The following is a 21,917-nucleotide window of genomic DNA, read 5'->3' as shown; positions in this document are numbered from 1 at the left end:
AACACAACCCGCTACGGGGGAGACTTACCCGAAATCTGATTTATTCAACAAAGCCCCAGAAAGGTGTAAGGGTGGTTATAATTCATTAATAAAATAAGCGCGCTAACAATAAATACGCCCCCCAGCGCCGCGGTGGGAACTGTCCATTTATTTACCGGTATTTTGAAAATTTTAAATATCGACCAGGCGATAGCCACGTAGGTCAAAATTATCAACAGATCCATAGTTTATTTCTCCGCCGCAGAGGTGGACTGTGGCCGCTGGATGGCCGCCACCTGATGTTCAAGGTCGCTCAGTCGTTGGCGAAGCTGTTGTATATCGCTTTCTTTTTCAGGTTCGTCGGGGTCCGTATTCGCCTTATGCTGCATGCCCCAGCCGCGCTCAGGTTGGTACAGCGTGGCCCATATCCATAAAAACGGCCAGATGACATGGAGAGTAAAAAGACTGACCCATCCGGCGACATGAATAGCATCGGAATGGGGGTGGTTGCGTTTTTTGGCAATCAAATAAGGAATATCGTGAATAACGATAATCCCATAAAAAATGACCAGAAAAACGAAGATCAGAACACCCAGCGCAAAATAATTGAGAAACATAATTCCCTCGGCTTTACGCTAATAATTTATATAAATTTTATTCACGCCCCACTGACATCCGGGCCGCTGATTTGAGCATAATTCACCCCTTTCATTTTTGCCATCCGGTGGAAAAAAGTTATTTAACCAACATGGTTGCTTAGTTACACAGCCACCTCGCCCTGGCCGCAAAACCGGGCCGAGATCACAGCGGCGAAAATCCACCGCGAAATTCTTTGTGATCAAAATCACAAACAAACAACAAAAACACGAAACAAAATTGTGACAAATATCACACAAAATCGCAGATTAGCGGCAAAAACGACGGTCTGTTGTTTTTTTACACAGCAATTATGTGATCACAATCACTACAAAACCCACCGCGCACCCTATATTCATGTGATCTACATCACATAAAAAGGCGTTGGCTGGACAGCTAAACGATTCAGTGCCAGATTTCGCACTATCAATCAGGGCCCGGCTACCTCTGCCGCCACATTAACAACAAACCTCGGGCTTTTAGCCTGCGCGATACGCAAAACAGAAGAAGGGGTGTTTTATGTCATCCGATATCAAGATCAAAGTGCAAAGCTTTGGTCGTTTTCTCAGCAATATGGTGATGCCGAATATCGGCGCGTTTATCGCGTGGGGTATCATCACCGCGCTTTTCATTCCGACAGGGTGGTTGCCAAACGAAACGCTGGCGAAGCTGGTCGGTCCGATGATCACCTACCTGCTGCCGCTGCTGATCGGTTACACCGGCGGTAAATTAGTCGGCGGCGAACGTGGCGGCGTGGTCGGGGCGATCACCACCATGGGCGTTATCGTCGGCGCGGATATGCCGATGTTCCTCGGCTCCATGATTGCCGGCCCGCTGGGCGGCTACTGCATCAAGAAGTTCGATAACTGGGTCGACGGTAAGATCAAATCCGGTTTTGAAATGCTGGTGAATAACTTCTCCGCCGGCATCATCGGGATGATCCTCGCTATTCTTGCCTTCCTCGGCATCGGCCCGGCGGTAGAAGTTCTGTCGAAAATTCTGGCGGCTGGCGTTAACTTCATGGTGGCGCACGACATGCTGCCGCTGGCGTCTATCTTCGTGGAACCGGCGAAAATCCTGTTCCTTAACAACGCCATCAACCACGGTATCTTCTCGCCGCTGGGTATTCAGCAGTCCCACGAGCTGGGTAAATCCATCTTCTTCCTGATTGAAGCGAACCCGGGTCCGGGGATGGGCGTTCTGCTGGCGTACATGTTCTTTGGCCGCGGCAGCGCTAAACAGTCTGCAGGCGGGGCGGCTATCATCCACTTCCTGGGTGGTATCCATGAAATCTATTTCCCGTACGTGCTGATGAACCCGCGTCTGATCCTGGCCGTTATCCTCGGCGGGATGACCGGTGTCTTCACCCTGACCATCCTCAACGGCGGTCTGGTCTCTCCGGCTTCCCCGGGCTCTATCCTGGCGGTGCTGGCGATGACGCCGAAAGGAGCCTACTTCGCGAACATCGCAGCCATTATCGCCGCGATGGCGGTCTCCTTCGTGGTCTCTGCGGTTCTGCTCAAGACCAGCAAAGTCAAAGAAGAAGACGATATCGAAGCGGCAACCCGTCGTATGCATGACATGAAGGCGCAATCAAAAGGCGCCAACCCGCTGGCGGCTGGCAATGTCACCAACGACCTGAGCCATGTGCGTAAAATCATCGTCGCCTGCGACGCCGGGATGGGCTCCAGCGCCATGGGCGCCGGGGTACTGCGCAAGAAAGTGCAGGATGCCGGCCTGAGCAACATCTCGGTCACCAACAGCGCCATCAATAACCTGCCGCCGGATGTTGACCTGGTGATCACCCACCGCGACCTGACCGAGCGCGCCATGCGCCAGGTACCGCAGGCGCAGCATATTTCGCTGACCAACTTCCTCGACAGCGGTCTGTACACCAGCCTGACCGAGCGTCTGGTGGCGGCCCAGCGCCACATCGACAACGAAGTTAAAGTCACCGATAGCCTGAAAGACAGCTTTGATGATACTGACAAAAACCTGTTCAAGCTGGGTGCGGATAACATCTTCCTCGGTCGCAAAGCGGCCACCAAAGAAGAAGCCATTCGCTTCGCCGGCGAGCAGCTGGTGAAAGGCGGCTACGTCGAGCCGGAATATGTGCAGGCGATGCTGGACCGCGAAAAACTGACCTCGACCTATCTCGGCGAGTCCATCGCGGTGCCGCACGGCACCATCGAAGCGAAAGACCGCGTGCTGAAAACCGGCGTCGTCTTCTGCCAGTACCCGGAAGGGGTGCGCTTTGGGGAAGATGAAGACGATGTTGCCCGCCTGGTGATCGGCATCGCCGCCCGCAACAACGAGCACATTCAGGTGATTACCAGCCTGACCAATGCGCTGGATGACGAAACGGTGATTGAGCGCCTGGCGAAAACCACCAGCGTCGACGACGTACTGGCGCTGCTGAATAAATAATCAGCGCTATCCAACCCTCTCCTTTGGGAGAGGGTTGGGGTGAGGGAAAAAGCCTCACCCCAGCCCTCTCAGGTAAAAACATTAATTGAAGGTTAATACTATGAAAGCATTACATTTTGGCGCAGGTAATATCGGACGTGGCTTTATCGGTAAACTGCTGGCTGACGCGGGCATCGACCTGACGTTTGCCGATGTCAATCAGACCGTACTTGATGCCCTGAATGCCCGTCATAGCTACCAGGTTCACGTCGTTGGCGAAAATGAGCAGGTGGATACCGTCTCCGGCGTGAATGCCGTCAGCAGCATTGGCGACGAGGTAGTGGAGTTGATCGCCAGCGTCGACCTGGTGACCACCGCCGTCGGTCCCGTCGTTCTTGAGCGCATCGCCCCGGCCATCGCCAAAGGGCTGGCGAAGCGCAAGGCGCAGGGCACCGAACGCCCGCTGAACATTATCGCCTGCGAAAACATGGTGCGCGGCACCACGCAGTTAAAAGGCCACGTATTTAACGCCCTGGCGGAGGAAGATAAGGCCTGGGTGGAAACCCATATCGGCTTCGTCGACTCCGCCGTTGACCGTATTGTGCCGCCATCGGCGTCCGCTACCCATGACCCGCTGGAAGTCACCGTGGAAACCTTCAGCGAATGGATCGTCGATAAAACCCAGTTCAAGGGCGAACTGCCGACCATCCCGGGAATGGAATTAACTGATAACCTGATGGCATTTGTCGAACGCAAGCTCTTCACCTTGAACACCGGGCATGCTATAACCGCCTACCTCGGAAAACTGGCGGGCCACCAGACGATTCGCGACGCGATCCTCGACGAGAAAATTCGGGCCGTCGTGCAGGGCGCGATGGAGGAGAGCGGCGCGGTGTTGATCAAACGCTACGCCTTTGACCCGCAGAAGCACGCGGCTTATATCCAGAAAATTCTTGGCCGTTTCGAGAACCCGTACCTGAAAGACGATGTCGAGCGCGTAGGCCGTCAGCCGCTGCGCAAACTGAGCGCCGGCGACCGTTTAATTAAGCCGCTGCTGGGTACGCTGGAATACGGCCTGCCGCACCGCAATCTGGTGAAAGGGATTGCGGCGGCGATGCATTTCCGTAGCGAAGACGATCCGCAGGCGCAGGAGCTGGCGACACTGATCGCCGACAAAGGGCCGCAGGCCGCGCTGGCGCAGATTTCCGGCCTTGACGCGGCAAGCGATGTCGTCGCGGAGGCCGTTAACGACTATAACGCGGTAAAATGATGCACAACCTGGCGCGGCCGACGTCGCGCCCATTACGACTCCTGTCAGATATGCAGGCAATGATGGAAGAAACACAAGCATTTGAAAACCGTGTGCTTGAGCGTCTGAATGCTGGCAAAACCGTACGAAGCTTCCTGATCGCCACCGTCGAGCTGTTAACGGAAGCGGTCAATATTCTGGTGCTTCAGGTGTTCCGTAAAGACGACTACGCGGTGAAATACGCCGTCGAGCCCTTGCTGGAGGGCAGCGGGCCGCTCGGCGATCTCTCAGTACGCCTGAAGCTGATTTATGGCCTTGGGGTGATAAGTCGTGCCGAATATGAAGACGCCGAGCTGCTGATGGCCCTGCGCGAAGAGCTTAATCACGACGGCAATGAGTACAGCTTTACCGACGACGAAATTATCGGTCCGTTCGGCGAACTGCACTGCGTCGCCGCCCTGCCGCCAACGCCGCAGTTTGATGACAGCGACGCCGAACTGCTGGCAATGCAGAAACTGCGTTACCAGCAGATGGTGCGTTCAACGATGGTGTTGTCCCTGACTGAGCTGATTTCACGAATCAGCTTAAAAAAAGCCTTCCAGAAATCAACGCTCTGATTCCGGCTCCGTCTGGTCGCAGGTCGGCCGGTAAAGCTGACGATAATATTCCAGACGCTGCAGAAACAACGCTTCCTTATCCTGAGGGATATCTCGCGGTACATGCTGCAGCCGCGGAGACTTTTTCAAATACTCCATAAACGCCTGACTGGAAGCCATAAAATCAACCGCTTTGTCGATTAAACGTGGTACGCCGTCGCCGATCTTTGCCATCACGTCCTCCTTTTGGGAATAATCTGATTAAGCATTAGCCAATTCACCGGCGTGGGTTAAGGAAAACGTGCTTATCTGCCGACAGGCTTCACAGAAATGAAATTAGCGCGGGTATCGGAAGGAATAATTATAAAATTCAAATTATTAGCAGATTAAGGTATCGTATTCTGACGGCGATAAACGGCGAATTTTTGATAAATAGCTATCAACAATAGCGGTCACGGCACATACTATAGGCGAATGAAGCCCCTTTATTAACAGATCAAATCACCATGAAAGAAGTCGAAAAGAATGAAATCAAACGTCTGAGCGATCGTCTCGACGCCATCCGCCACCAGCAGGCCGAGCTGTCGCTGGTGGAAGCTGCCGATAAATACGCGGAGCTGGAGAAAGAAAAAGCCACTCTGGAAACGGAGATTGAACGTCTGCGTTCCGTCCAGAGCCAGAAGCTGAGCAAAGAGGCGCAGAAGCTGATGAGCCTGCCGTTCCGCCGCGCGATTACCAAAAAAGAGCAGGCCGATATGGGCAAGCTGAAGAAAAGCGTCCGCGGCCTGGTGGTCGTCCATCCGATGACCGCCCTGGGCCGGGAAATGGGCCTGAAAGAGATGACCGGTTTCGCCCGCAGCGAATTCTGATCCCCAGCCCTCTCCGTTCGGAGAGGGTTATTCTGTCCTACCCCCCCTTTTTCGTTCCCTGCCCGGCCGATTGGTCCAACCAATAATTTTATCTACCCCCCGGCAGTTCACAAATCCATCAAAATACATCACAAACCCGTTGCCTAAGAGTAACATCTGGTTAACCATTCGTTGTCATCAACCCTGCTATCCCTAATTGGCCGGGCCAATTTTACCTACGACGGGTCGGCAAAGAGCGCAGACTCAGCCCACCCGTCCTGGCGGCCCGATGGAGACCCTGCATGAATCTCTGGCAACAAAACTACGATCCCGCCGGTAATATCTGGTTATCCAGTCTTATCGCATCGCTACCGATTCTGTTTTTCTTTTTTGCGCTGATAAAGCTCAAACTGAAAGGCTATCTCGCCGCTACCTGGACCGTTGCGATCGCCCTGGCCGTCGCATTGCTGTTCTATAAAATGCCGGTGGACCGCGCCCTGGCCTCGGTGGTGTATGGCTTCTTCTACGGGCTGTGGCCCATCGCCTGGATTATTATTGCCGCAGTCTTCGTCTATAAAATCTCGGTGAAGACCGGACAGTTCGACATTATCCGCTCGTCGATCCTGTCGATTACGCCTGACCAGCGCCTGCAGATGCTGATCGTCGGCTTCTCGTTCGGCGCCTTTCTCGAAGGGGCGGCGGGATTTGGCGCGCCGGTGGCGATTACCGCGGCGCTGCTGGTCGGCCTCGGGTTTAACCCGCTGTATGCCGCAGGCCTGTGCCTGATCGTCAACACCGCGCCGGTGGCCTTCGGCGCGATGGGCATCCCGATCCTGGTAGCCGGTCAGGTGACCGGTATCGACAGCTTCGCCATCGGCCAGATGGTGGGTCGCCAGCTGCCGTTCCTGACCATTATCGTGCTGTTCTGGATCATGGCGATTATGGACGGCTGGCGGGGCATCAAAGAGACCTGGCCGGCGGTGATGGTCGCAGGCGGCTCGTTCGCTATCGCCCAGTACCTCAGCTCTAACTTCCTTGGCCCGGAGCTGCCGGACATCATCTCATCGCTGGTCTCCCTGGTCTGCCTGACCCTGTTCCTCAAACGCTGGCAGCCGGTGCGCATCTTCCGCTTTGGCGATATCGGCGCCTCGCAGGTGGATATGACGCTGGCCCGCACGCGCTACACCGCGGGACAAGTGATCCGCGCCTGGTCGCCGTTCCTGTTCCTGACCGCCACCGTGACCCTGTGGAGCGTGCCGCCGTTCAAAGCGCTGTTCGCACCGGGCGGCGCGATGTATGACTTCGTCATCAATATTTCGGTGCCGTTCCTCGACAAAATGGTCGCCCGCATGCCGCCGGTGGTCAGCGCCGCGACGCCTTACGCCGCCATCTATAAGTTTGACTGGCTGTCGGCAACCGGCACCGCCATTCTGTTCGCCGCCCTGCTGTCCATCGTCTGGCTGCGCATGAAGCCGAAAGACGCGCTGACCACCTTCGCCGGAACGCTGAAGGACCTGGCGCTGCCGATCTACTCTATCGGCATGGTGCTGGCGTTCGCCTTTATCTCCAACTACTCCGGGCTGTCGTCGACCCTGGCCCTGGCGCTGGCCCATACCGGCCACGCGTTTACTTTCTTCTCGCCGTTCCTGGGCTGGCTGGGGGTATTCCTGACCGGTTCGGACACCTCGTCTAACGCCCTGTTCGCCGCGCTGCAGGCAACGGCGGCGCAGCAGATTGGCGTCTCCGATATCCTGCTGGTCGCAGCCAATACCACCGGCGGCGTCACCGGCAAGATGATTTCCCCGCAGTCGATCGCCATCGCCTGCGCCGCGGTAGGCCTGGTGGGTAAAGAGTCGGATCTGTTCCGCTTTACCGTCAAACACAGCCTGATCTTCACCTGCATGGTGGGTCTGATCACTACGCTGCAGGCCTACGTTTTAACCTGGATGATACCGTGATAGTGATGCCTAAACGCCTGGCCGACGACGTGGCGCGTCGCGTCCGGGCGCTGATTGAAGAACAACAGCTGGAGGCGGGCATGCGACTGCCCGCCGAGCGCCAGCTCGCCGCTCAGCTCGGCGTCTCGCGCAATTCCCTGCGCGAAGCGCTGGCGATGCTGGTCAATGAAGGGGTGCTGCTGAGCCGTCGCGGCGGCGGCACTTTCGTCCGCTTTCAGCATGAGCCGTGGTCGGAGCAAAACATCGTCCAGCCGCTGAAGACGCTGCTGGCCGATGACCCTGACTACAGCTTCGACATCCTCGAGGCCCGCCACGCCATCGAAGCCAGCACCGCGTGGCACGCGGCGATGCGGGCCACCGACGCCGATAAAGAAAAAATTCGCCTGTGCTTTGAAGCGACCCAGAGCGAAGACCCGGATATCGCCTCGCAGGCGGACGTCCGCTTTCATCTGGCCATCGCCGAAGCCTCGCATAACGTGGTGCTCCTGCAAACCATGCGCGGCTTTTTCGACCTGCTGCACTCCTCCGTCAAGCAGAGCCGTCAGCGGATGTATCTGGTGCCGCCGGTTTTTGCCCGCCTGACCGAACAGCACCAGGCCGTCATGGAGGCGATTGTCGCCGGCGACGCCGAGGCGGCGCGCCAGGCGATGATGGCCCACTTAGGTTTTGTCCACGCCACCATTAAACGTTTTGATGAAGACCAGGCCCGCCAGGCGCGAATTACTCGCCTGCCCGGCGATGCTATTGATAATTCCAGGGAGAATTCGTGATGATTATTTCCGCCGCCAGCGACTATCGCGCCGCCGCCCAGCGTATCCTGCCGCCGTTCCTGTTCCACTATATCGACGGCGGGGCTTACGCCGAACATACCCTGCGCCGCAACGTCGAGGACCTTTCCGACGTGGCGCTGCGCCAGCGTATTCTGCGCAATATGTCGGACCTGAGCCTCGAGACCACCCTCTTCAACGAGAAGCTGGCGATGCCGACGGCGCTGGCGCCGGTGGGGCTGTGCGGAATGTACGCCCGCCGCGGCGAAGTGCAGGCCGCCGGCGCAGCGGATGACAAAGGCATTCCGTTTACCCTCTCCACCGTTTCCGTCTGTCCGATCGAAGAGGTCGCCCCGACCATCAAGCGGCCAATGTGGTTCCAGCTGTATGTTCTGCGCGACCGCGGCTTTATGCGTAATGCGCTGGAGCGCGCGAAGGCGGCGGGTTGTTCAACGCTGGTCTTTACCGTCGATATGCCGACTCCCGGCGCCCGCTACCGCGACGCCCATTCCGGCATGAGCGGCCCGAACGCCGCCCTGCGCCGCTACTGGCAGGCGGTCACCCATCCGCAGTGGGCATGGGACGTTGGCCTCAACGGCCGTCCGCACGATCTGGGGAATATCTCCGCCTATCTCGGCCAGCCGACCGGCCTGGAGGATTACATCGGCTGGCTGGCGAATAACTTCGATCCGTCGATTTCATGGAAAGACCTCGAGTGGATCCGTGATTTCTGGGACGGACCGATGGTGATCAAAGGGATCCTCGACCCGGAGGACGCCCGCGACGCGGTGCGCTTCGGCGCCGACGGCATTGTGGTCTCCAACCACGGCGGCCGCCAGCTTGACGGCGTGCTCTCCTCCGCCCGCGCCCTGCCGGCGATTGCCGACGCGGTGAAAGGCGACATTACCATTCTCGCCGACAGCGGCATCCGCAACGGTCTCGACGTCGTGCGCATGATCGCCCTGGGCGCCGACAGCGTACTGCTGGGCCGCGCTTACCTGTACGCCCTGGCGACCCACGGCAAGCAGGGGGTGGCGAATCTGCTGAATCTGATCGAGAAAGAGATGAAGGTGGCGATGACCCTGACCGGCGCAAAAACCATCGCGGACATTAGCCGTGATTCGCTGGTGCAGAACGCGGAGGCGCTGCAGACCTTCGATGCGCTGAAGCAGCATAACGCGGCATAAGCTGCGCCGTTTTGCTCTCCCCCTCCCCCTCTCCCTCAGGGAGAGGGCCGGGGTGAGGGTTGACCAAATATCTGCTATTCTGCCCCCCGCAATTAAGGGGGCAGTATGCTGAACATCGTGTTATTCGAACCAGAGATCCCGCCAAACACCGGGAATATTATCCGCCTGTGCGCCAACACGGGCTTCAGTCTGCATATCATTGAGCCCATGGGCTTCACCTGGGACGATAAGCGTCTGAGACGCGCCGGACTGGACTATCACGAGTTCACCGCCGTGCAGCGCCACGCCGATTACGCGGCGTTTATCGCCAGCGCGCAGCCGCAGCGTCTGTTCGCCCTGACCACCAAAGGTACGCCGGCGCACAGCGCGGTGAGCTATCAGGATGGCGATTTCTTGATGTTTGGTCCGGAAACCCGCGGTCTGCCGGCCAGCATCCTTGATGCCCTGCCGCCGGAGCAGAAAATTCGGATTCCGATGATGCCGGACAGCCGCAGCATGAACCTGTCAAACGCGGTGTCGGTGGTGGTGTACGAGGCCTGGCGGCAGCTGGGGTATCCAGGCGCCGTGCTGCGCAGCTAACTGACCCCTTCCCGGATGGCGGCGCACCGCGCCTTATCCGGGCGACATGCTGGGCGGGGAGAGATCGTAGGCCCGGTAAGCGCAGCGCCACCGGGCAAGAGGTTAAATCCCGTCACCGTACTCGAAAGTGTGGTGGATGCCGTTGAAATGCTGATCCATATCCATCGCCGGCTTGTCGCTCTCCGGCTTGCCGACGATACGCGCCGGCACGCCTGCGGCGGTGGTGTGCGGCGGAACCGGCTGCAATACCACCGAACCGGCGCCAATCTTCGCCCCACGCCCGACTTCGATATTGCCGAGGATTTTCGCTCCGGCGCCAATCATCACGCCTTCGCGAATTTTCGGGTGACGGTCGCCGCTGGTTTTACCGGTACCGCCGAGGGTGACCGACTGCAGTATAGAGACGTCATCCTCAATCACCGCCGTTTCGCCAACCACAATACCGGTGGCGTGGTCGAGCATAATCCCGCGGCCGATTTTCGCCGCCGGGTGGATATCCACCTGGAAAGAGACGGACACCTGGTTTTGCAGGAAAATCGCCAGCGCACGCCGGCCCTGAGTCCACAGCCAGTGGCCGATACGATAGGCCTGCAGGGCATGGAAACCCTTCAGATAGAGCAACGGCGTCGAGTATTTATCCACCGCCGGGTCACGCGTGCGCACCGCCTGAATATCACAGGCCGCCGAGGCGATCATTTCCGGGTCGGCGGCGTAGGCTTCTTCCACCACTTCGCGAATGGCGATAGCCGGCATAATCGGGGAAGCCAGCTTGTTGGCCAGCATATAGCTCAGCGCGCTGCCCAGATTTTCATGCTTGAGTAGCGTTGCGTGGTAAAAACTGGCGAGCATTGGCTCACAGTCCGCCAGAGCCCGGGCTTCGGCTTTAATATTATTCCAGACGATATCCAGTTCTTCACACGGCATTGCATACTCCAGGCGATATGGTAATGACCTGCCAGTTCTGCGCTGGCAGGGTCATTCAGGTGACAAAGGAAAGCTAATTGCTGCTGCGCTCGTCCTTGCGGGCGCGACCCAATAAGGTCAATGCTGCCTCGCGCGCAATTTTTCCGCAATACAATACCTGATAAATTTCCTCGGTTATTGGCATTTCGACACCTAAACGCTGTGCCAGAACGCGAACTTCCTTGGTATTGCGGTAGCCTTCAACCACCTGGCCAATCTTTTCCTGGGCGCTTTGCACGTCCATCCCCTGGCCGAGCATCATGCCGAAGCGACGGTTACGGGACTGGTTGTCGGTGCAGGTGAGCACCAGGTCACCGAGGCCGGCCATGCCCATAAAGGTTTCCGGGTCGGCGCCCAGCGCCGCGCCAAGGCGAGACATTTCCACCAGGCCACGGGTAATCAGCGCCGTCCGCGCATTGGCGCCGAAGCCGATGCCGTCCGACATCCCCGCCCCGATGGCGATGACGTTTTTCACCGCGCCGCCGAGCTGGACGCCGATAAAGTCCGGGTTGATGTAGACGCGGAAGCTCTTGCCGCAGTGCAGCAGGTGCTGCAGATCCTCGGCAAACTGCGGATCCGTCGCCGCCAGCGAAATCGCCGTCGGCAGGCCGGCGGCCAGCTCTTTGGCGAAGGTTGGCCCGGAGATCACCGCCAGCGGGATATCATCGCCCAGCGCTTCACGCGCCACGTCCTGCAGCAGACGACCGGTTTCGGCCTCGAGGCCTTTGGTCGCCCATACCAGACGCGCGTCAGGACGCATCAGCGGTTTAATCTGGCGTAACACCTGACCAAACACATGGCTTGGCACCACCACCAGAATATCGCGGCTGGCGGCCAGGGCGGTGGCCAGGTCGCTTTCAAGATGCAGCGTATCCGGGAAAGGCACATCGGGAAGGAACGCGGCGTTGCAGCGATCGTGTTGCAGCGTCGCGATATGTTTCGGGTCATGGCCCCAGAGCACAACGTGGTGGCCATTTCTTGCCAGGGTGATGGCAAGAGCGGTGCCGTAAGAGCCGGCACCGATCACAGTCATTGCAGCATTAAGTGCGTTCATCAGGCATCCTGATGTTGTTCTGCACCTTCGCCAGCCTGCTGCTGCAGATAGTTCATAAACAGCGCATCGAAGTTCACTGGCGCAAGGTTAAGTTGCGGGAAGGTACCGCGGGAAACCAGGCTGGTGATGCACTCGCGCGCGTACGGGAACAGAATGTTCGGGCAGTATGCGCCAAGGCAGTGCGCCATCTGGGTGCCTTCAATGCCGTCGATGGAGAAAATACCGCCCTGCTGTACTTCGCAGAGGAACGCGGTCTCTTCGCCCAGCGCGGCGGTCACGGTTACACGCAGCACCACTTCATAAACGCCTTCAGCCAGCTGGGTGGAGGCGGTATCCAGATCAAGTTTAACTTCCGGCTGCCAGTCTTTCTGGAAAACTTGCGGCGCGTTCGGCGCTTCAAAAGAGATATCTTTGGTATAGATACGCTGGATCTGGAAGGTCATTTCGGTGCTGTTTTGTTCTGACATAGTAAAACCCTTTCGTGTTGTCCTTAAATACGCGCTTCCGGCAGGGAAAGCGCGCAAAAATTAGCGCAAGAGGGGATCAAGTCCACCACGTGAATCAAGCGCATACAAGTCGTCACAGCCGCCAATGTGCTGCGCATCAATAAAAATCTGCGGAACCGTCGTCCGTCCGCTGCGCTGGATCATCTCCTCACGCTTCGCGGCATCGCCATCGATCGGCAACTCATGGAACGTTACGCCTTTGCTGTTCAGCAGCGCTTTCGCGCGGATGCAGAACGGGCAGGTCGCTTTGGTGTAGATCTCAATATTGGCCATGACTTCACTCCTGTTATTACCCTGAGGGTTTTACGCCGCAGCCTGTGTTCCCCTCACGTCAGGCGCGAAGGGGAAAACGCGGCGGCATCACCACGCGAGGTAAGTTATTTGCCGCGTACCAGAGGGAGGTTTTCGCCGCTCCAGCCAGCAATGCCCTCTTTCAGTACAAAGACTTTTTCAAACCCGGCTTTGTTCAGCGCGCTGGCTGGCTCTTGCGCCTGCATGCCGGAACCGTCTACCACAATAATGGGTTGCGATTTGTGTTTTTCCAACTCGCCGACGTTATTCGCTTTGATATCGCTGGGCAGCAGGTTGATGGCGCCGGCAATATGACCTTTACGGAAATCGTCACGCTGACGCAGGTCGACCACCACCGCGTCTTCTTTATTGATAAGACGCGTCGCTTCACCACGGGTGATGACTTTAACTTTCGACATCAGGCCCTTGAAGGTGGTGAACAGCACCGCCCCCAGCAGCGCGATCCACGCGATGCTCAGAACAGGGTGACGGCCGATGAATTGCATAATTTCTTGCATGGGGGGTTACAACTCCCGACTAAGTGAGAAAAAAACCAGGAAAGGAGTATACCTGTGCCTTGCGGCAATTACAGCCAGTGAGCGCGATGTAATGTATTTTCTGCGGGCGGCGGCGAAAAAAAGCCGTTCTCGCTGACGCGCCGCGGCCCGGCCGCTCCCTTTCTTTGATCTTTCACGGGGATTTAAACGATTCAGCTGTAGTAAAATTACGCAAAATTTCTGTCTTTGAGCATGAGGTTGTCGCAATGTCGGTTACTAAAAAACCTATGGTACTGGTGATTCTGGATGGCTACGGCTATCGCGAAGACCAACAGGATAACGCCATTTACAGCGCTAAAACGCCGGTAATGGACGCCCTGTGGGCCAAACGTCCGCATACCCTGATCGATGCATCCGGCCTGGAAGTTGGCCTGCCGGACCGTCAGATGGGGAACTCCGAAGTGGGCCACGTCAACCTGGGCGCCGGTCGTATCGTCTATCAGGACCTGACCCGTCTCGATGTGGAAATTAAAGAACGCACCTTCTTCGCCAATCCGGTACTGACCGCCGCGGTCGATAAAGCGGTTGCCGCGGGTAAAGCGGTACATATCATGGGTCTGATGTCGCCGGGCGGCGTTCACAGCCATGAAGATCACATCATGGCGATGGTGGAGCTGGCGGCAGAGCGCGGCGCTGAGAAGATCTACCTGCACGCTTTCCTCGACGGTCGTGACACCCCACCGCGCAGCGCGGAAAAAACGCTGGCAAAATTCGAAGCCAAATTTGCCGCGCTGGGCAAGGGCCGCATCGCGTCGCTCATTGGCCGCTACTACGCCATGGACCGCGACAACCGCTGGGATCGCGTTGAGCAGGCTTACGATCTGATGACGCTGGCGAAAGGCGAATTCCAGGCCGATACCGCCGTCGCCGGCCTGCAGGCTGCCTACGCCCGTGACGAAAACGACGAGTTCGTGAAAGCGACCGTGATCCGCGCCGCCGGCCAGGCCGATGCCGCGATGGAAGATGGCGATGCGCTGATCTTCATGAACTTCCGTGCTGACCGCGCACGCGAAATCACCCGCGCCTTCGTCAACGCCGACTTCGACGGCTTTGCGCGTAAGAAAGTGGTTAACCTCGACTTCGTGATGCTCACCGAATATGCCGCCGACATCAAAGTGGCCTGCGCCTACCCGCCCGCCTCGCTGGCCAATACCTTCGGCGAGTGGATGGCGAAGCACGATAAAACCCAGCTGCGCATCTCCGAAACCGAGAAATACGCCCACGTCACCTTCTTCTTCAACGGCGGCGTAGAAGAGCCGTTCAAAGGCGAAGAGCGGATCCTGATTAACTCGCCGAAAGTGGCGACCTACGATCTGCAGCCGGAAATGAGCTCCGCCGAGCTGACCGAAAAACTGGTCGCGGCCATCAAAGGCGGCCAGTACGACACCATCATCTGTAACTACCCGAACGGCGATATGGTTGGCCATACCGGCGTGATGGAAGCGGCAGTGAAAGCCGTTGAAGCGCTGGATCACTGTATCGATCAGGTGGCGCAGGCGGTGGAATCCGTTGGCGGCCAGTTGCTGATCACCGCCGACCACGGTAACGCCGAACAGATGCGCGACCCGGCCACCGGTCAGGCGCACACCGCCCACACCAACCTGCCGGTTCCGCTGATCTACGTCGGTAACAAAGCGGTCAAAGCGGTCAATGGCGGCAAACTTTCCGACATCGCCCCGACCATGCTGTCGCTGATGGGAATGGAAATCCCGCAAGAGATGACTGGCAAGCCGCTGTTCATCGTGGAATAATCCTTCCCCATGAGGGGAAAGGCGACGTATTCAACTACATGGATCGCAACGGCAGTTCGATCCGTCCTTTACGCCAGCGCGCTCAGCGCTGGCGTATTACTGTGCGCGTCATCTGCGCACGCCGACGATCGCGATCAGCTAAAGTCCATCCAGGCCGACATCGCCGCCAGGCAGCGGGCGATTAAGCAACAGCAGCAGCAGCGCGCAAGCCTGCTCGCTCAGCTCAAAGCGCAGGAAGAGGCGATCGCCGCCGCGGCCCGCAAACTGCGCGAAACCCAGGACAGCCTGAACCAGCTCAATAAGCAGATTGACGAGATGAACGCTTCTCTCGCGAAGCTGGAGCGCCAGCGCGCGTCTCAGGAGCGTAACCTCGCCGCGCAGCTTGACGCGGCGTTCCGCCAGGGGCCGCATACCGGCATCCAGATGGTGCTGAGCGGTGAAGAGGGTCAGCGCAATCAGCGGATGCAGGTCTATTTCAGCTATTTCAACCAGGCCCGCCAGGAAACCATCGCGGAACTGAAGAAAACGCGCGAAGAGATGGCGGTGCAAAAGTCGATGCTCGAAGAGAAGCAGAGCCAGCAGCAGACGCTGGTCTACGAGCAAAAAGCCCAGCAGGCGAAGCTGGAGCAGGCGCGTAACGAACGGAAAAAGACCCTTTCCGGCCTGGAGTCCTCCATTCAGCGGGGTCAGCAACAGTTAAGTGAATTGCGGGCTAACGAATCGCGCCTACGCGGTCGTATCGCCCAGGCGGAGGCTGCCGCCAAAGCCCGTGCCGATCGGGAAGCTCGCGATGCGCAGGCGGTGCGCGACCGCCAGCAGGAAGCATCGCGCAAAGGCACCACCTATAAACCAACGGAAAGCGAGCGTTCGCTGATGTCGCGCACCGGCGGGCTGGGCTCGCCGCGCGGTCAGGCGTTCTGGCCGGTTCGCGGTCCGCTCCTTCATCGATATGGCGAACAGCTGCAAGGTGAACTACGTTGGAAAGGGATGGTTATCGCCGCGTCTGAAGGCACCGAAGTCAGAGCGATTGCCGATGGTCGGGTCATTCTGGCCGACTGGCTGCAGGGCTATGGTCTGGTGGTGGTGGTCGAGCATGGCAAAGGCGACATGAGCCTGTATGGCTATAACCAAAGCGCGCTGGTCAGCGTCGGTACGCAGGTGCGTGCCGGTCAGCCTATCGCGCTCGTAGGCAGCAGCGGCGGTCAGGGCCGTCCGTCGCTCTATTTCGAAATTCGCCGCCAGGGTCAGGCGGTCAATCCACAGCCGTGGTTGGGAAGATAAGTTTTGCTTCAATTTCGCGCAATTGCTCTTGCCGTAGCCGGTTCGCTGGCTCTGGCGGCGCCAGCGTTCGCTGGCAAACTCTCCATCGTTATTGACGATTTTGGCTACCGCCCGCAGACCGAAAATCAGGTGCTGGCGCTGCCGTCCACTATCTCCGTCGCCGTGCTGCCGAACGCGCCGCACGCCCGGGAAATGGCCACGAAAGCGCATAATCTGGGCCATGAAGTGCTCATCCACCTGCCGATGGCGCCGCTCAGCAAACAGCCGCTGGAAAAAGACACCCTGCGCCCCGAAATGAGCAGCGAGGAGATCGAGCGCATCATCCGCGAGGCCTATGGCAAAGTCCCCTACGCCGTCGGGCTGAATAACCATATGGGCAGCGCGATGACCTCCAACCTGTTTGGCATGCAGAAGGTGATGCAGGCCCTGGAGCGCTACAATCTCTATTTTCTCGACAGCGTGACCATCGGCAATACCCAGGCCATGCGCGCCGCGCAGGGCACCGGGGTGAAGGTGATTAAGCGTAAGGTGTTTCTGGACGATACGCAGAATGAAGCCGATATCCGCACTCAGTTCAACCGCGCCATCGCCCTGGCGCGGCGTAACGGTTCGGCGATAGCCATTGGCCATCCGCATCCGACGACGGTGCGGGTGCTGCAGCAGATGGTCTATAACCTGCCGCCGGATATCACGCTGGTGCGCCCGAGCAGCCTGCTCAACGAGCCGCAGGTCGACAACTCGACGCCAAACTATGCTCAGCCGCCTGCGCAACAAACGCCGCCGCAGCAGCAGAAGCCGCGTAATCCGTTCCACGGCGTGAAGTATTGCAAGCCGAAGCGCCCGCTGGAGCCCGTGAACGCCAGCCGCTTCTTCACTATCCTCAGCGACAGCATCAGCCAGAGCGCGCTGGTCCAGTACTATCGCCTCAAATGGCAGGGCTGGGACAATCCCGGCAGCTAGACCACTCAGGGGTCCGTTCGCTTTTGCGCGACGGGCGCCTGGTTATCTTCGTGGGCGTACCACGCCTTAAAATATTTGAGAAAGCTGTAAAACGTGGCGTACAGGCCGGTGACCACGCCGACTTTGCCATAGCGCCACGCCCCGCTGAACAGATACCACTTAAAGAAAGCGCCAATGGCGCTGACGATCCCCCGCGTCAGCGAAGGTGTGATCTGCTGGTGCTTCACCAGCCGGGTGGTATAGCTGTTCAGCTTATTAAACACTTCATGCAGCGAATAAAAGGTGTCATGGCGTACAAAGCCCGGCAGCCTGACGGAGCGCGCGTGTCCGACCACCTGGTCATCCACCGGCCGGTCGTTAAACCGCGCCTGCTGGCGGTTAAAGAGGCGCACCGGGTAATCCGGCGAGGAAATGGGGTAGATCGTCCGCACCTGCGTGCCGAGGACAAACCAGTAGCGCGGCAAACGCCAGGCGCAGGCCGGGTCAGGCTCCTCCCCCGCTTTTAGCGCCTGAATGGCCGCCACGACGTCGTTATCAAGAATTTCATCGCTGTCCATGCACAGCACCCAGTCATGGCTGGCCAGCCCGATGGCATAGTTCATCTGCGCGCCGTGGGCTTTATAGGCATGATGATGGACGGTGAGACCAAACTGCTGACAAATAGAGACCGTTTCGTCGGTGCTACCGGAGTCGACGACAATACACTCATCGGCCACCTTCAGCAGCGGGGGCAGCACCTCCATGAGCAGACGTGCAGAGTTACAGGTCAGTAAGCATACGGAGAGTTTAAGCATGATCGTTTCAAAGTTAAACCGCGACTAAACACACTGTATAAGCGAATAACCGTAAAATCGATGTAGAAATTGTGCGCTTGATATTAAGCAGGCTAAAAATGTTATCCAAATCTAAATTAAGGCGCCCGCAGGCGCCTTTTTTGCTGATGTTTACAACAGACCGGAGGCGTTATTCCCAGCTCAGAACCACTTTACCGGACTGACCGGAGCGCATGGCGTCAAAGCCCTTCTGGAAGTCGTCAATGCCGAAGCGGTGGGTGATGATCGGCGAAAGATCCAGGCCAGACTGGATCAGCGCCGCCATCTTGTACCAGGTTTCGAACATTTCGCGACCATAGATCCCTTTGATAAACAGCCCTTTGAAGATGACCTTGGTCCAGTCGATGGACATATCCGACGGCGGGATACCCAGCATCGCGATACGGCCGCCGTGGTTCATGGTATCCAGCATGCTGCGGAACGCCGGCGGCGCGCCGGACATCTCCAGACCCACGTCGAAACCTTCGGTCATCCCCAGCTCGGCCATCACGTCGTTGAGGTTCTCTTTCGCCACGTTCACCGCGCGGGTGACGCCCATTTTGCGCGCCAGCTCGAGACGGTACTCGTTAACGTCAGTGATCACCACGTTACGCGCGCCGACGTGTTTCGCCACCGCCGCCGCCATCACGCCGATCGGACCGGCGCCGGAGACCAGCACGTCTTCCCCCACCAGATCGAAGGAGAGCGCGGTGTGCACGGCGTTGCCGAATGGGTCGAAGATGGACGCCAGGTCATCAGAGATATTGTCGGGAATTTTAAAGGCGTTAAAGGCCGGGATCACCAGATACTCGGCAAAGCAGCCCGGGCGGTTGACGCCCACGCCGATGGTGTTGCGGCAAAGGTGGGTACGGCCTGCGCGGCAGTTACGGCAGTGGCCGCAGGTGATATGCCCTTCGCCGGAGACGCGGTCGCCAATCTTAAAGCCGCGCACTTCCTGGCCAATCCCCACCACTTCGCCGACATATTCGTGCCCGACCACCATCGGCACCGGAATGGTCTTCTGCGACCACTCATCCCAGTTGTAGATGTGCACGTCGGTCCCGCAAATGGCGGTCTTGCGGATTTTAATCAGCAGATCGTTATGGCCGACTTCCGGTTCCGGTACGTCGGTCATCCAGATGCCTTCTTCCGCTTTCAGTTTGGATAACGCTTTCATCTCACACCCTTATTAGGCGATGACGCCCAGTTGTTTGCCGATGCGGGTAAAGGCTTCCACCGCACGCTCAATTTGTTCAGGGGTATGCGCCGCCGACATCTGGGTGCGAATACGCGCCTGGCCTTTCGGTACCACCGGATAGAAGAAGCCGGTGACATAGATCCCTTCTTTCTGCAGTTCGCGGGCAAAGTTCTGCGCCACCACCGCTTCACCCAGCATCACCGGAATGATGGCGTGGTCGGCGCCCGCTAGGGTGAAGCCTGCCGCAGTCATTTTTTCACGGAACAGACGCGCGTTGGCCCACAGGCGATCGCGCAGGTCTGCGCCCTCTTCGACCATCTCCAGCACTTTGATGGAGGCGGCCACGATGGCCGGCGCCAGAGAGTTGGAGAACAGATACGGACGGGAACGCTGGCGCAGCCACTCGACCACCTCTTTGCGTGCGGCGGTGTAGCCGCCGGAGGCGCCGCCCAGCGCTTTACCCAGCGTGCCGGTGATGATGTCGACGCGCCCCATCACATCGCAGTATTCGTGGGAGCCGCGACCGTTTTCGCCGACGAAGCCGACGGCGTGGGAGTCATCGACCATCACCAGCGCATCGTATTTATCCGCCAGGTCGCAAACGCCTTTCAGGTTGGCGATCACGCCGTCCATCGAGAAGACGCCGTCGGTGGCGATCAGCACGTGACGCGCGCCAGCGTCGCGGGCTTCTTTCAGACGCGCTTCCAGTTCCTGCATATCGTTGTTGGCATAGCGGAAGCGCTTTGCTTTACACAGGCGCACGCCGTCGATGATCGAGGCATGGTTCAGGGCGTCGGAGATAATGGCGTCTTCCGGGCCGAGCAGCGTTTCAAACAGGCCGCCGTTGGCGTCGAAGCAGGAGGAGTAGAGGATTGCGTCTTCCATACCGAGGAAATCCGCCAGCTTCTTCTCCAGCTGCTTGTGCGTATCCTGGGTGCCGCAGATGAAGCGTACCGAGGCCATCCCGAAGCCGTGGCTGTCCATACCGGATTTCGCCGCGTCGATCAGCGCCGGGTGGTTGGCCAGACCCAGATAGTTATTGGCGCAGAAGTTAATCACGTGGCTGTCGCCGACGGTAATGTCCGCCTGCTGCGCCGAGGTGATGATGCGCTCTTCTTTAAACAAGCCTTCGGCCCGAGCGGTCTCCAGATTGCTAGTTAACTGTTTGTAGAAATCACCACGCATTGCAACTCTCCAGATTCGGCAAAATTTGGCACATATTACCCAAAGCTATACGCTGATACGAGATGATGCAGGCCTGAATGAATTATTTGCAGCATAAATCACGTCAGCCCAGCACCTTATTCTGCGAATGGCTGTAGGCTTGCTCATGTGGTGATATGATATGAGCATTCATGTCCGGATTGTCTCCGGGCTCTCAACTTCAAAGGTACAGTTATGATCATCGTAACCGGCGGCGCAGGCTTTATCGGTAGCAACATCGTTAAAGCGCTGAATGACAAGGGCATTACTGACATTCTGGTTGTCGACAATCTGAAAGACGGCACCAAGTTTGTGAACCTGGTTGACCTGAACATCGCTGACTACATGGATAAAGAAGACTTTCTGATCCAGATTATGGCAGGCGAAGAGTTCGGCGACATTGACGCAATCTTCCACGAAGGCGCGTGCTCTTCCACCACGGAGTGGGACGGCAAGTACATGATGGACAACAACTATCAGTACTCCAAAGAGCTGCTGCACTACTGCCTGGAGCGCGAAATTCCGTTCCTGTACGCCTCTTCGGCGGCCACCTACGGTGGACGCACCAGCGATTTCATCGAGTCTCGCGAGTATGAGCAGCCGCTAAACGTCTACGGCTACTCCAAATTCCTGTTCGATGAATACGTTCGTCAGATCCTACCGGAAGCCAATTCGCAGATCGTCGGCTTCCGCTACTTCAACGTCTACGGGCCGCGCGAAGGCCACAAAGGCAGCATGGCAAGCGTCGCTTTCCACCTCAACACCCAGCTGAATAATGGCGAAAGTCCGAAACTGTTCGAAGGCAGCGACGGCTTCAAGCGCGACTTCGTCTACGTCGGCGACGTGGCTGACGTCAACCTGTGGTTCTGGGAAAACGGCGTTTCCGGCATCTTCAACCTCGGCACTGGCCGCGCGGAATCCTTCCAGGCCGTCGCCGACGCGACCCTGGCGTACCACAAAAAAGGCAGCATCGAGTACATCCCATTCCCGGACAAACTGAAAGGCCGCTACCAGGCGTTCACCCAGGCGGATCTGACTAACCTGCGTAAAGCGGGCTATGACAAACCGTTCAAAACCGTTGCAGAAGGCGTAACGGAGTATATGGCCTGGCTGAATCGGGATGCGTAAGAGATAAC

General features: G+C 58.0%; 22 protein-coding genes and 1 pseudogene. 12 read left to right on the top strand and 11 right to left on the bottom strand.

The genetic code is table 11. The features are described 5' to 3' along the window. Positions 1–59 precede the first annotated feature (59 nt). Both ABLV54_RS02470 and ABLV54_RS02465 read right to left on the bottom strand, forming a co-directional pair. Positions 60–224 (bottom strand): annotated as a pseudogene (locus tag ABLV54_RS02470) (hypothetical protein); the annotation flags it as partial. Between the two features lie 3 nt (positions 225–227). Next, complete coding sequence (locus ABLV54_RS02465) at positions 228–596, bottom strand: DUF3302 domain-containing protein (RefSeq protein ID WP_004205035.1); 369 nt, start codon at positions 594–596, stop codon at positions 228–230. A gap of 538 nt (positions 597–1,134) precedes the next feature. On the opposite strand from ABLV54_RS02465, the gene mtlA reads away from it, so the two are divergent. The 3 genes from mtlA (at position 1,135) to mtlR (ending at position 4,887) form a co-directional block, all read left to right on the top strand. Next, a complete protein-coding gene (mtlA, locus tag ABLV54_RS02460; protein WP_050533479.1) occupies positions 1,135–3,042 on the top strand; it encodes a PTS mannitol transporter subunit IICBA in 1,908 nt (635 codons plus the stop codon). A 100-nt stretch (positions 3,043–3,142) separates the two neighbouring features. Next, positions 3,143–4,291 carry a mannitol-1-phosphate 5-dehydrogenase gene (gene mtlD / locus ABLV54_RS02455; protein WP_023291346.1) on the top strand — a complete coding sequence of 383 codons (1,149 nt, stop codon included), beginning with the start codon at positions 3,143–3,145 and terminating at the stop codon, positions 4,289–4,291. Next, positions 4,291–4,887, top strand: coding sequence for a mannitol operon repressor MtlR (gene mtlR, locus ABLV54_RS02450; RefSeq protein ID WP_002922401.1), 597 nt, complete (start codon positions 4,291–4,293; stop codon positions 4,885–4,887). The genes mtlD and mtlR overlap by 1 nt, the downstream gene beginning before the upstream one ends. Here mtlR and ABLV54_RS02445 read toward each other — a convergent pair. Beyond that, on the bottom strand, positions 4,876–5,100 hold the full coding sequence (locus tag ABLV54_RS02445) for a hypothetical protein (RefSeq protein ID WP_002922402.1): 225 nt from the start codon (positions 5,098–5,100) through the stop codon (positions 4,876–4,878). The two genes, mtlR and ABLV54_RS02445, sit on opposite strands and share 12 nt — an antisense overlap. 272 nt (positions 5,101–5,372) lie before the next feature. On the opposite strand from ABLV54_RS02445, the gene ABLV54_RS02440 reads away from it, so the two are divergent. The 5 genes from ABLV54_RS02440 (at position 5,373) to trmL (ending at position 10,205) form a co-directional block, all read left to right on the top strand. Then, entirely contained in the window at positions 5,373–5,735 is a 363-nt protein-coding gene (locus tag ABLV54_RS02440) for a YibL family ribosome-associated protein (protein ID WP_002922410.1), read from the top strand. Positions 5,736–6,016: 281 nt separating this feature from the next. After that, positions 6,017–7,672: an L-lactate permease gene (gene lldP / locus ABLV54_RS02435; RefSeq protein ID WP_044525040.1), complete on the top strand. Its 1,656-nt coding sequence runs from the start codon at positions 6,017–6,019 to the stop codon at positions 7,670–7,672. Beyond that, positions 7,669–8,442 carry a transcriptional regulator LldR gene (gene lldR / locus ABLV54_RS02430; RefSeq protein ID WP_004205041.1) on the top strand — a complete coding sequence of 258 codons (774 nt, stop codon included), beginning with the start codon at positions 7,669–7,671 and terminating at the stop codon, positions 8,440–8,442. Before lldP ends, lldR begins: the two co-directional genes overlap by 4 nt. Continuing rightward, positions 8,442–9,626 (top strand): FMN-dependent L-lactate dehydrogenase LldD, encoded by a 1,185-nt coding sequence (gene lldD / locus ABLV54_RS02425; protein ID WP_004205042.1) that lies wholly within the window; start codon positions 8,442–8,444, stop codon positions 9,624–9,626. Before lldR ends, lldD begins: the two co-directional genes overlap by 1 nt. Before the next feature lie 105 nt (positions 9,627–9,731). Then, positions 9,732–10,205 carry a tRNA (uridine(34)/cytosine(34)/5-carboxymethylaminomethyluridine(34)-2'-O)-methyltransferase TrmL gene (trmL, locus tag ABLV54_RS02420; protein WP_023291348.1) on the top strand — a complete coding sequence of 158 codons (474 nt, stop codon included), beginning with the start codon at positions 9,732–9,734 and terminating at the stop codon, positions 10,203–10,205. A 102-nt stretch (positions 10,206–10,307) separates the two neighbouring features. Here trmL and cysE read toward each other — a convergent pair whose 3' ends face one another. The 5 genes from cysE to ABLV54_RS02395 form a co-directional block, all read right to left on the bottom strand. Further along, positions 10,308–11,129 (bottom strand): serine O-acetyltransferase, encoded by an 822-nt coding sequence (cysE, locus tag ABLV54_RS02415; RefSeq protein ID WP_002922426.1) that lies wholly within the window; start codon positions 11,127–11,129, stop codon positions 10,308–10,310. A 73-nt stretch (positions 11,130–11,202) separates the two neighbouring features. Then, on the bottom strand, positions 11,203–12,222 hold the full coding sequence (gene gpsA / locus ABLV54_RS02410; protein ID WP_004205045.1) for an NAD(P)H-dependent glycerol-3-phosphate dehydrogenase: 1,020 nt from the start codon (positions 12,220–12,222) through the stop codon (positions 11,203–11,205). After that, on the bottom strand, positions 12,222–12,689 hold the full coding sequence (gene secB, locus ABLV54_RS02405) for a protein-export chaperone SecB (RefSeq protein WP_002922428.1): 468 nt from the start codon (positions 12,687–12,689) through the stop codon (positions 12,222–12,224). Before secB ends, gpsA begins: the two co-directional genes overlap by 1 nt. Before the next feature lie 60 nt (positions 12,690–12,749). After that, positions 12,750–13,001 carry a glutaredoxin 3 gene (gene grxC, locus ABLV54_RS02400; RefSeq protein ID WP_002922429.1) on the bottom strand — a complete coding sequence of 84 codons (252 nt, stop codon included), beginning with the start codon at positions 12,999–13,001 and terminating at the stop codon, positions 12,750–12,752. Positions 13,002–13,105: 104 nt separating this feature from the next. Continuing rightward, on the bottom strand, positions 13,106–13,537 hold the full coding sequence (locus ABLV54_RS02395) for a rhodanese-like domain-containing protein (RefSeq protein WP_023291350.1): 432 nt from the start codon (positions 13,535–13,537) through the stop codon (positions 13,106–13,108). 245 nt (positions 13,538–13,782) lie between these two features. Here ABLV54_RS02395 and gpmM point away from each other — a divergent pair, with 245 nt between their 5' ends. From gpmM to ABLV54_RS02380, 3 genes are read left to right on the top strand one after another with little or no spacing between them, the layout of a single operon-like run. Then, the gene (gene gpmM, locus ABLV54_RS02390) at positions 13,783–15,327 is read left to right on the top strand and encodes a 2,3-bisphosphoglycerate-independent phosphoglycerate mutase (RefSeq protein ID WP_023291351.1); all 1,545 of its coding nucleotides are present in this window, start codon (positions 13,783–13,785) and stop codon (positions 15,325–15,327) included. Between the two features lie 9 nt (positions 15,328–15,336). Next, entirely contained in the window at positions 15,337–16,608 is a 1,272-nt protein-coding gene (gene envC, locus ABLV54_RS02385; protein WP_023291352.1) for a murein hydrolase activator EnvC, read from the top strand. A 3-nt stretch (positions 16,609–16,611) separates the two neighbouring features. Continuing rightward, on the top strand, positions 16,612–17,568 hold the full coding sequence (locus tag ABLV54_RS02380; protein WP_023291353.1) for a divergent polysaccharide deacetylase family protein: 957 nt from the start codon (positions 16,612–16,614) through the stop codon (positions 17,566–17,568). Positions 17,569–17,573: 5 nt separating this feature from the next. Here ABLV54_RS02380 and ABLV54_RS02375 read toward each other — a convergent pair whose 3' ends face one another. The 3 genes from ABLV54_RS02375 to kbl form a co-directional block, all read right to left on the bottom strand. Continuing rightward, positions 17,574–18,362, bottom strand: coding sequence for a glycosyltransferase family 2 protein (locus ABLV54_RS02375; protein WP_023291354.1), 789 nt, complete (start codon positions 18,360–18,362; stop codon positions 17,574–17,576). 169 nt (positions 18,363–18,531) lie between these two features. Continuing rightward, positions 18,532–19,557 (bottom strand): L-threonine 3-dehydrogenase, encoded by a 1,026-nt coding sequence (tdh, locus tag ABLV54_RS02370; protein ID WP_004205051.1) that lies wholly within the window; start codon positions 19,555–19,557, stop codon positions 18,532–18,534. Positions 19,558–19,569: 12 nt separating this feature from the next. Further along, the gene (kbl, locus tag ABLV54_RS02365) at positions 19,570–20,763 is read right to left on the bottom strand and encodes a glycine C-acetyltransferase (protein WP_017900044.1); all 1,194 of its coding nucleotides are present in this window, start codon (positions 20,761–20,763) and stop codon (positions 19,570–19,572) included. Positions 20,764–20,976: 213 nt separating this feature from the next. Here kbl and rfaD point away from each other — a divergent pair, with 213 nt between their 5' ends. After that, positions 20,977–21,909: an ADP-glyceromanno-heptose 6-epimerase gene (gene rfaD, locus ABLV54_RS02360; protein WP_023291355.1), complete on the top strand. Its 933-nt coding sequence runs from the start codon at positions 20,977–20,979 to the stop codon at positions 21,907–21,909. The last annotated feature ends 8 nt before the right edge of the window (positions 21,910–21,917 follow it).

This window comes from Klebsiella sp. JB_Kp042, assembly GCF_040065275.1.
Classification (GTDB): Bacteria; Pseudomonadota; Gammaproteobacteria; order Enterobacterales; family Enterobacteriaceae; genus Klebsiella; species Klebsiella quasipneumoniae.
Note: the sequence above shows the minus strand (reverse complement) of the source record. Positions and strands in the feature narration are given on the sequence as shown.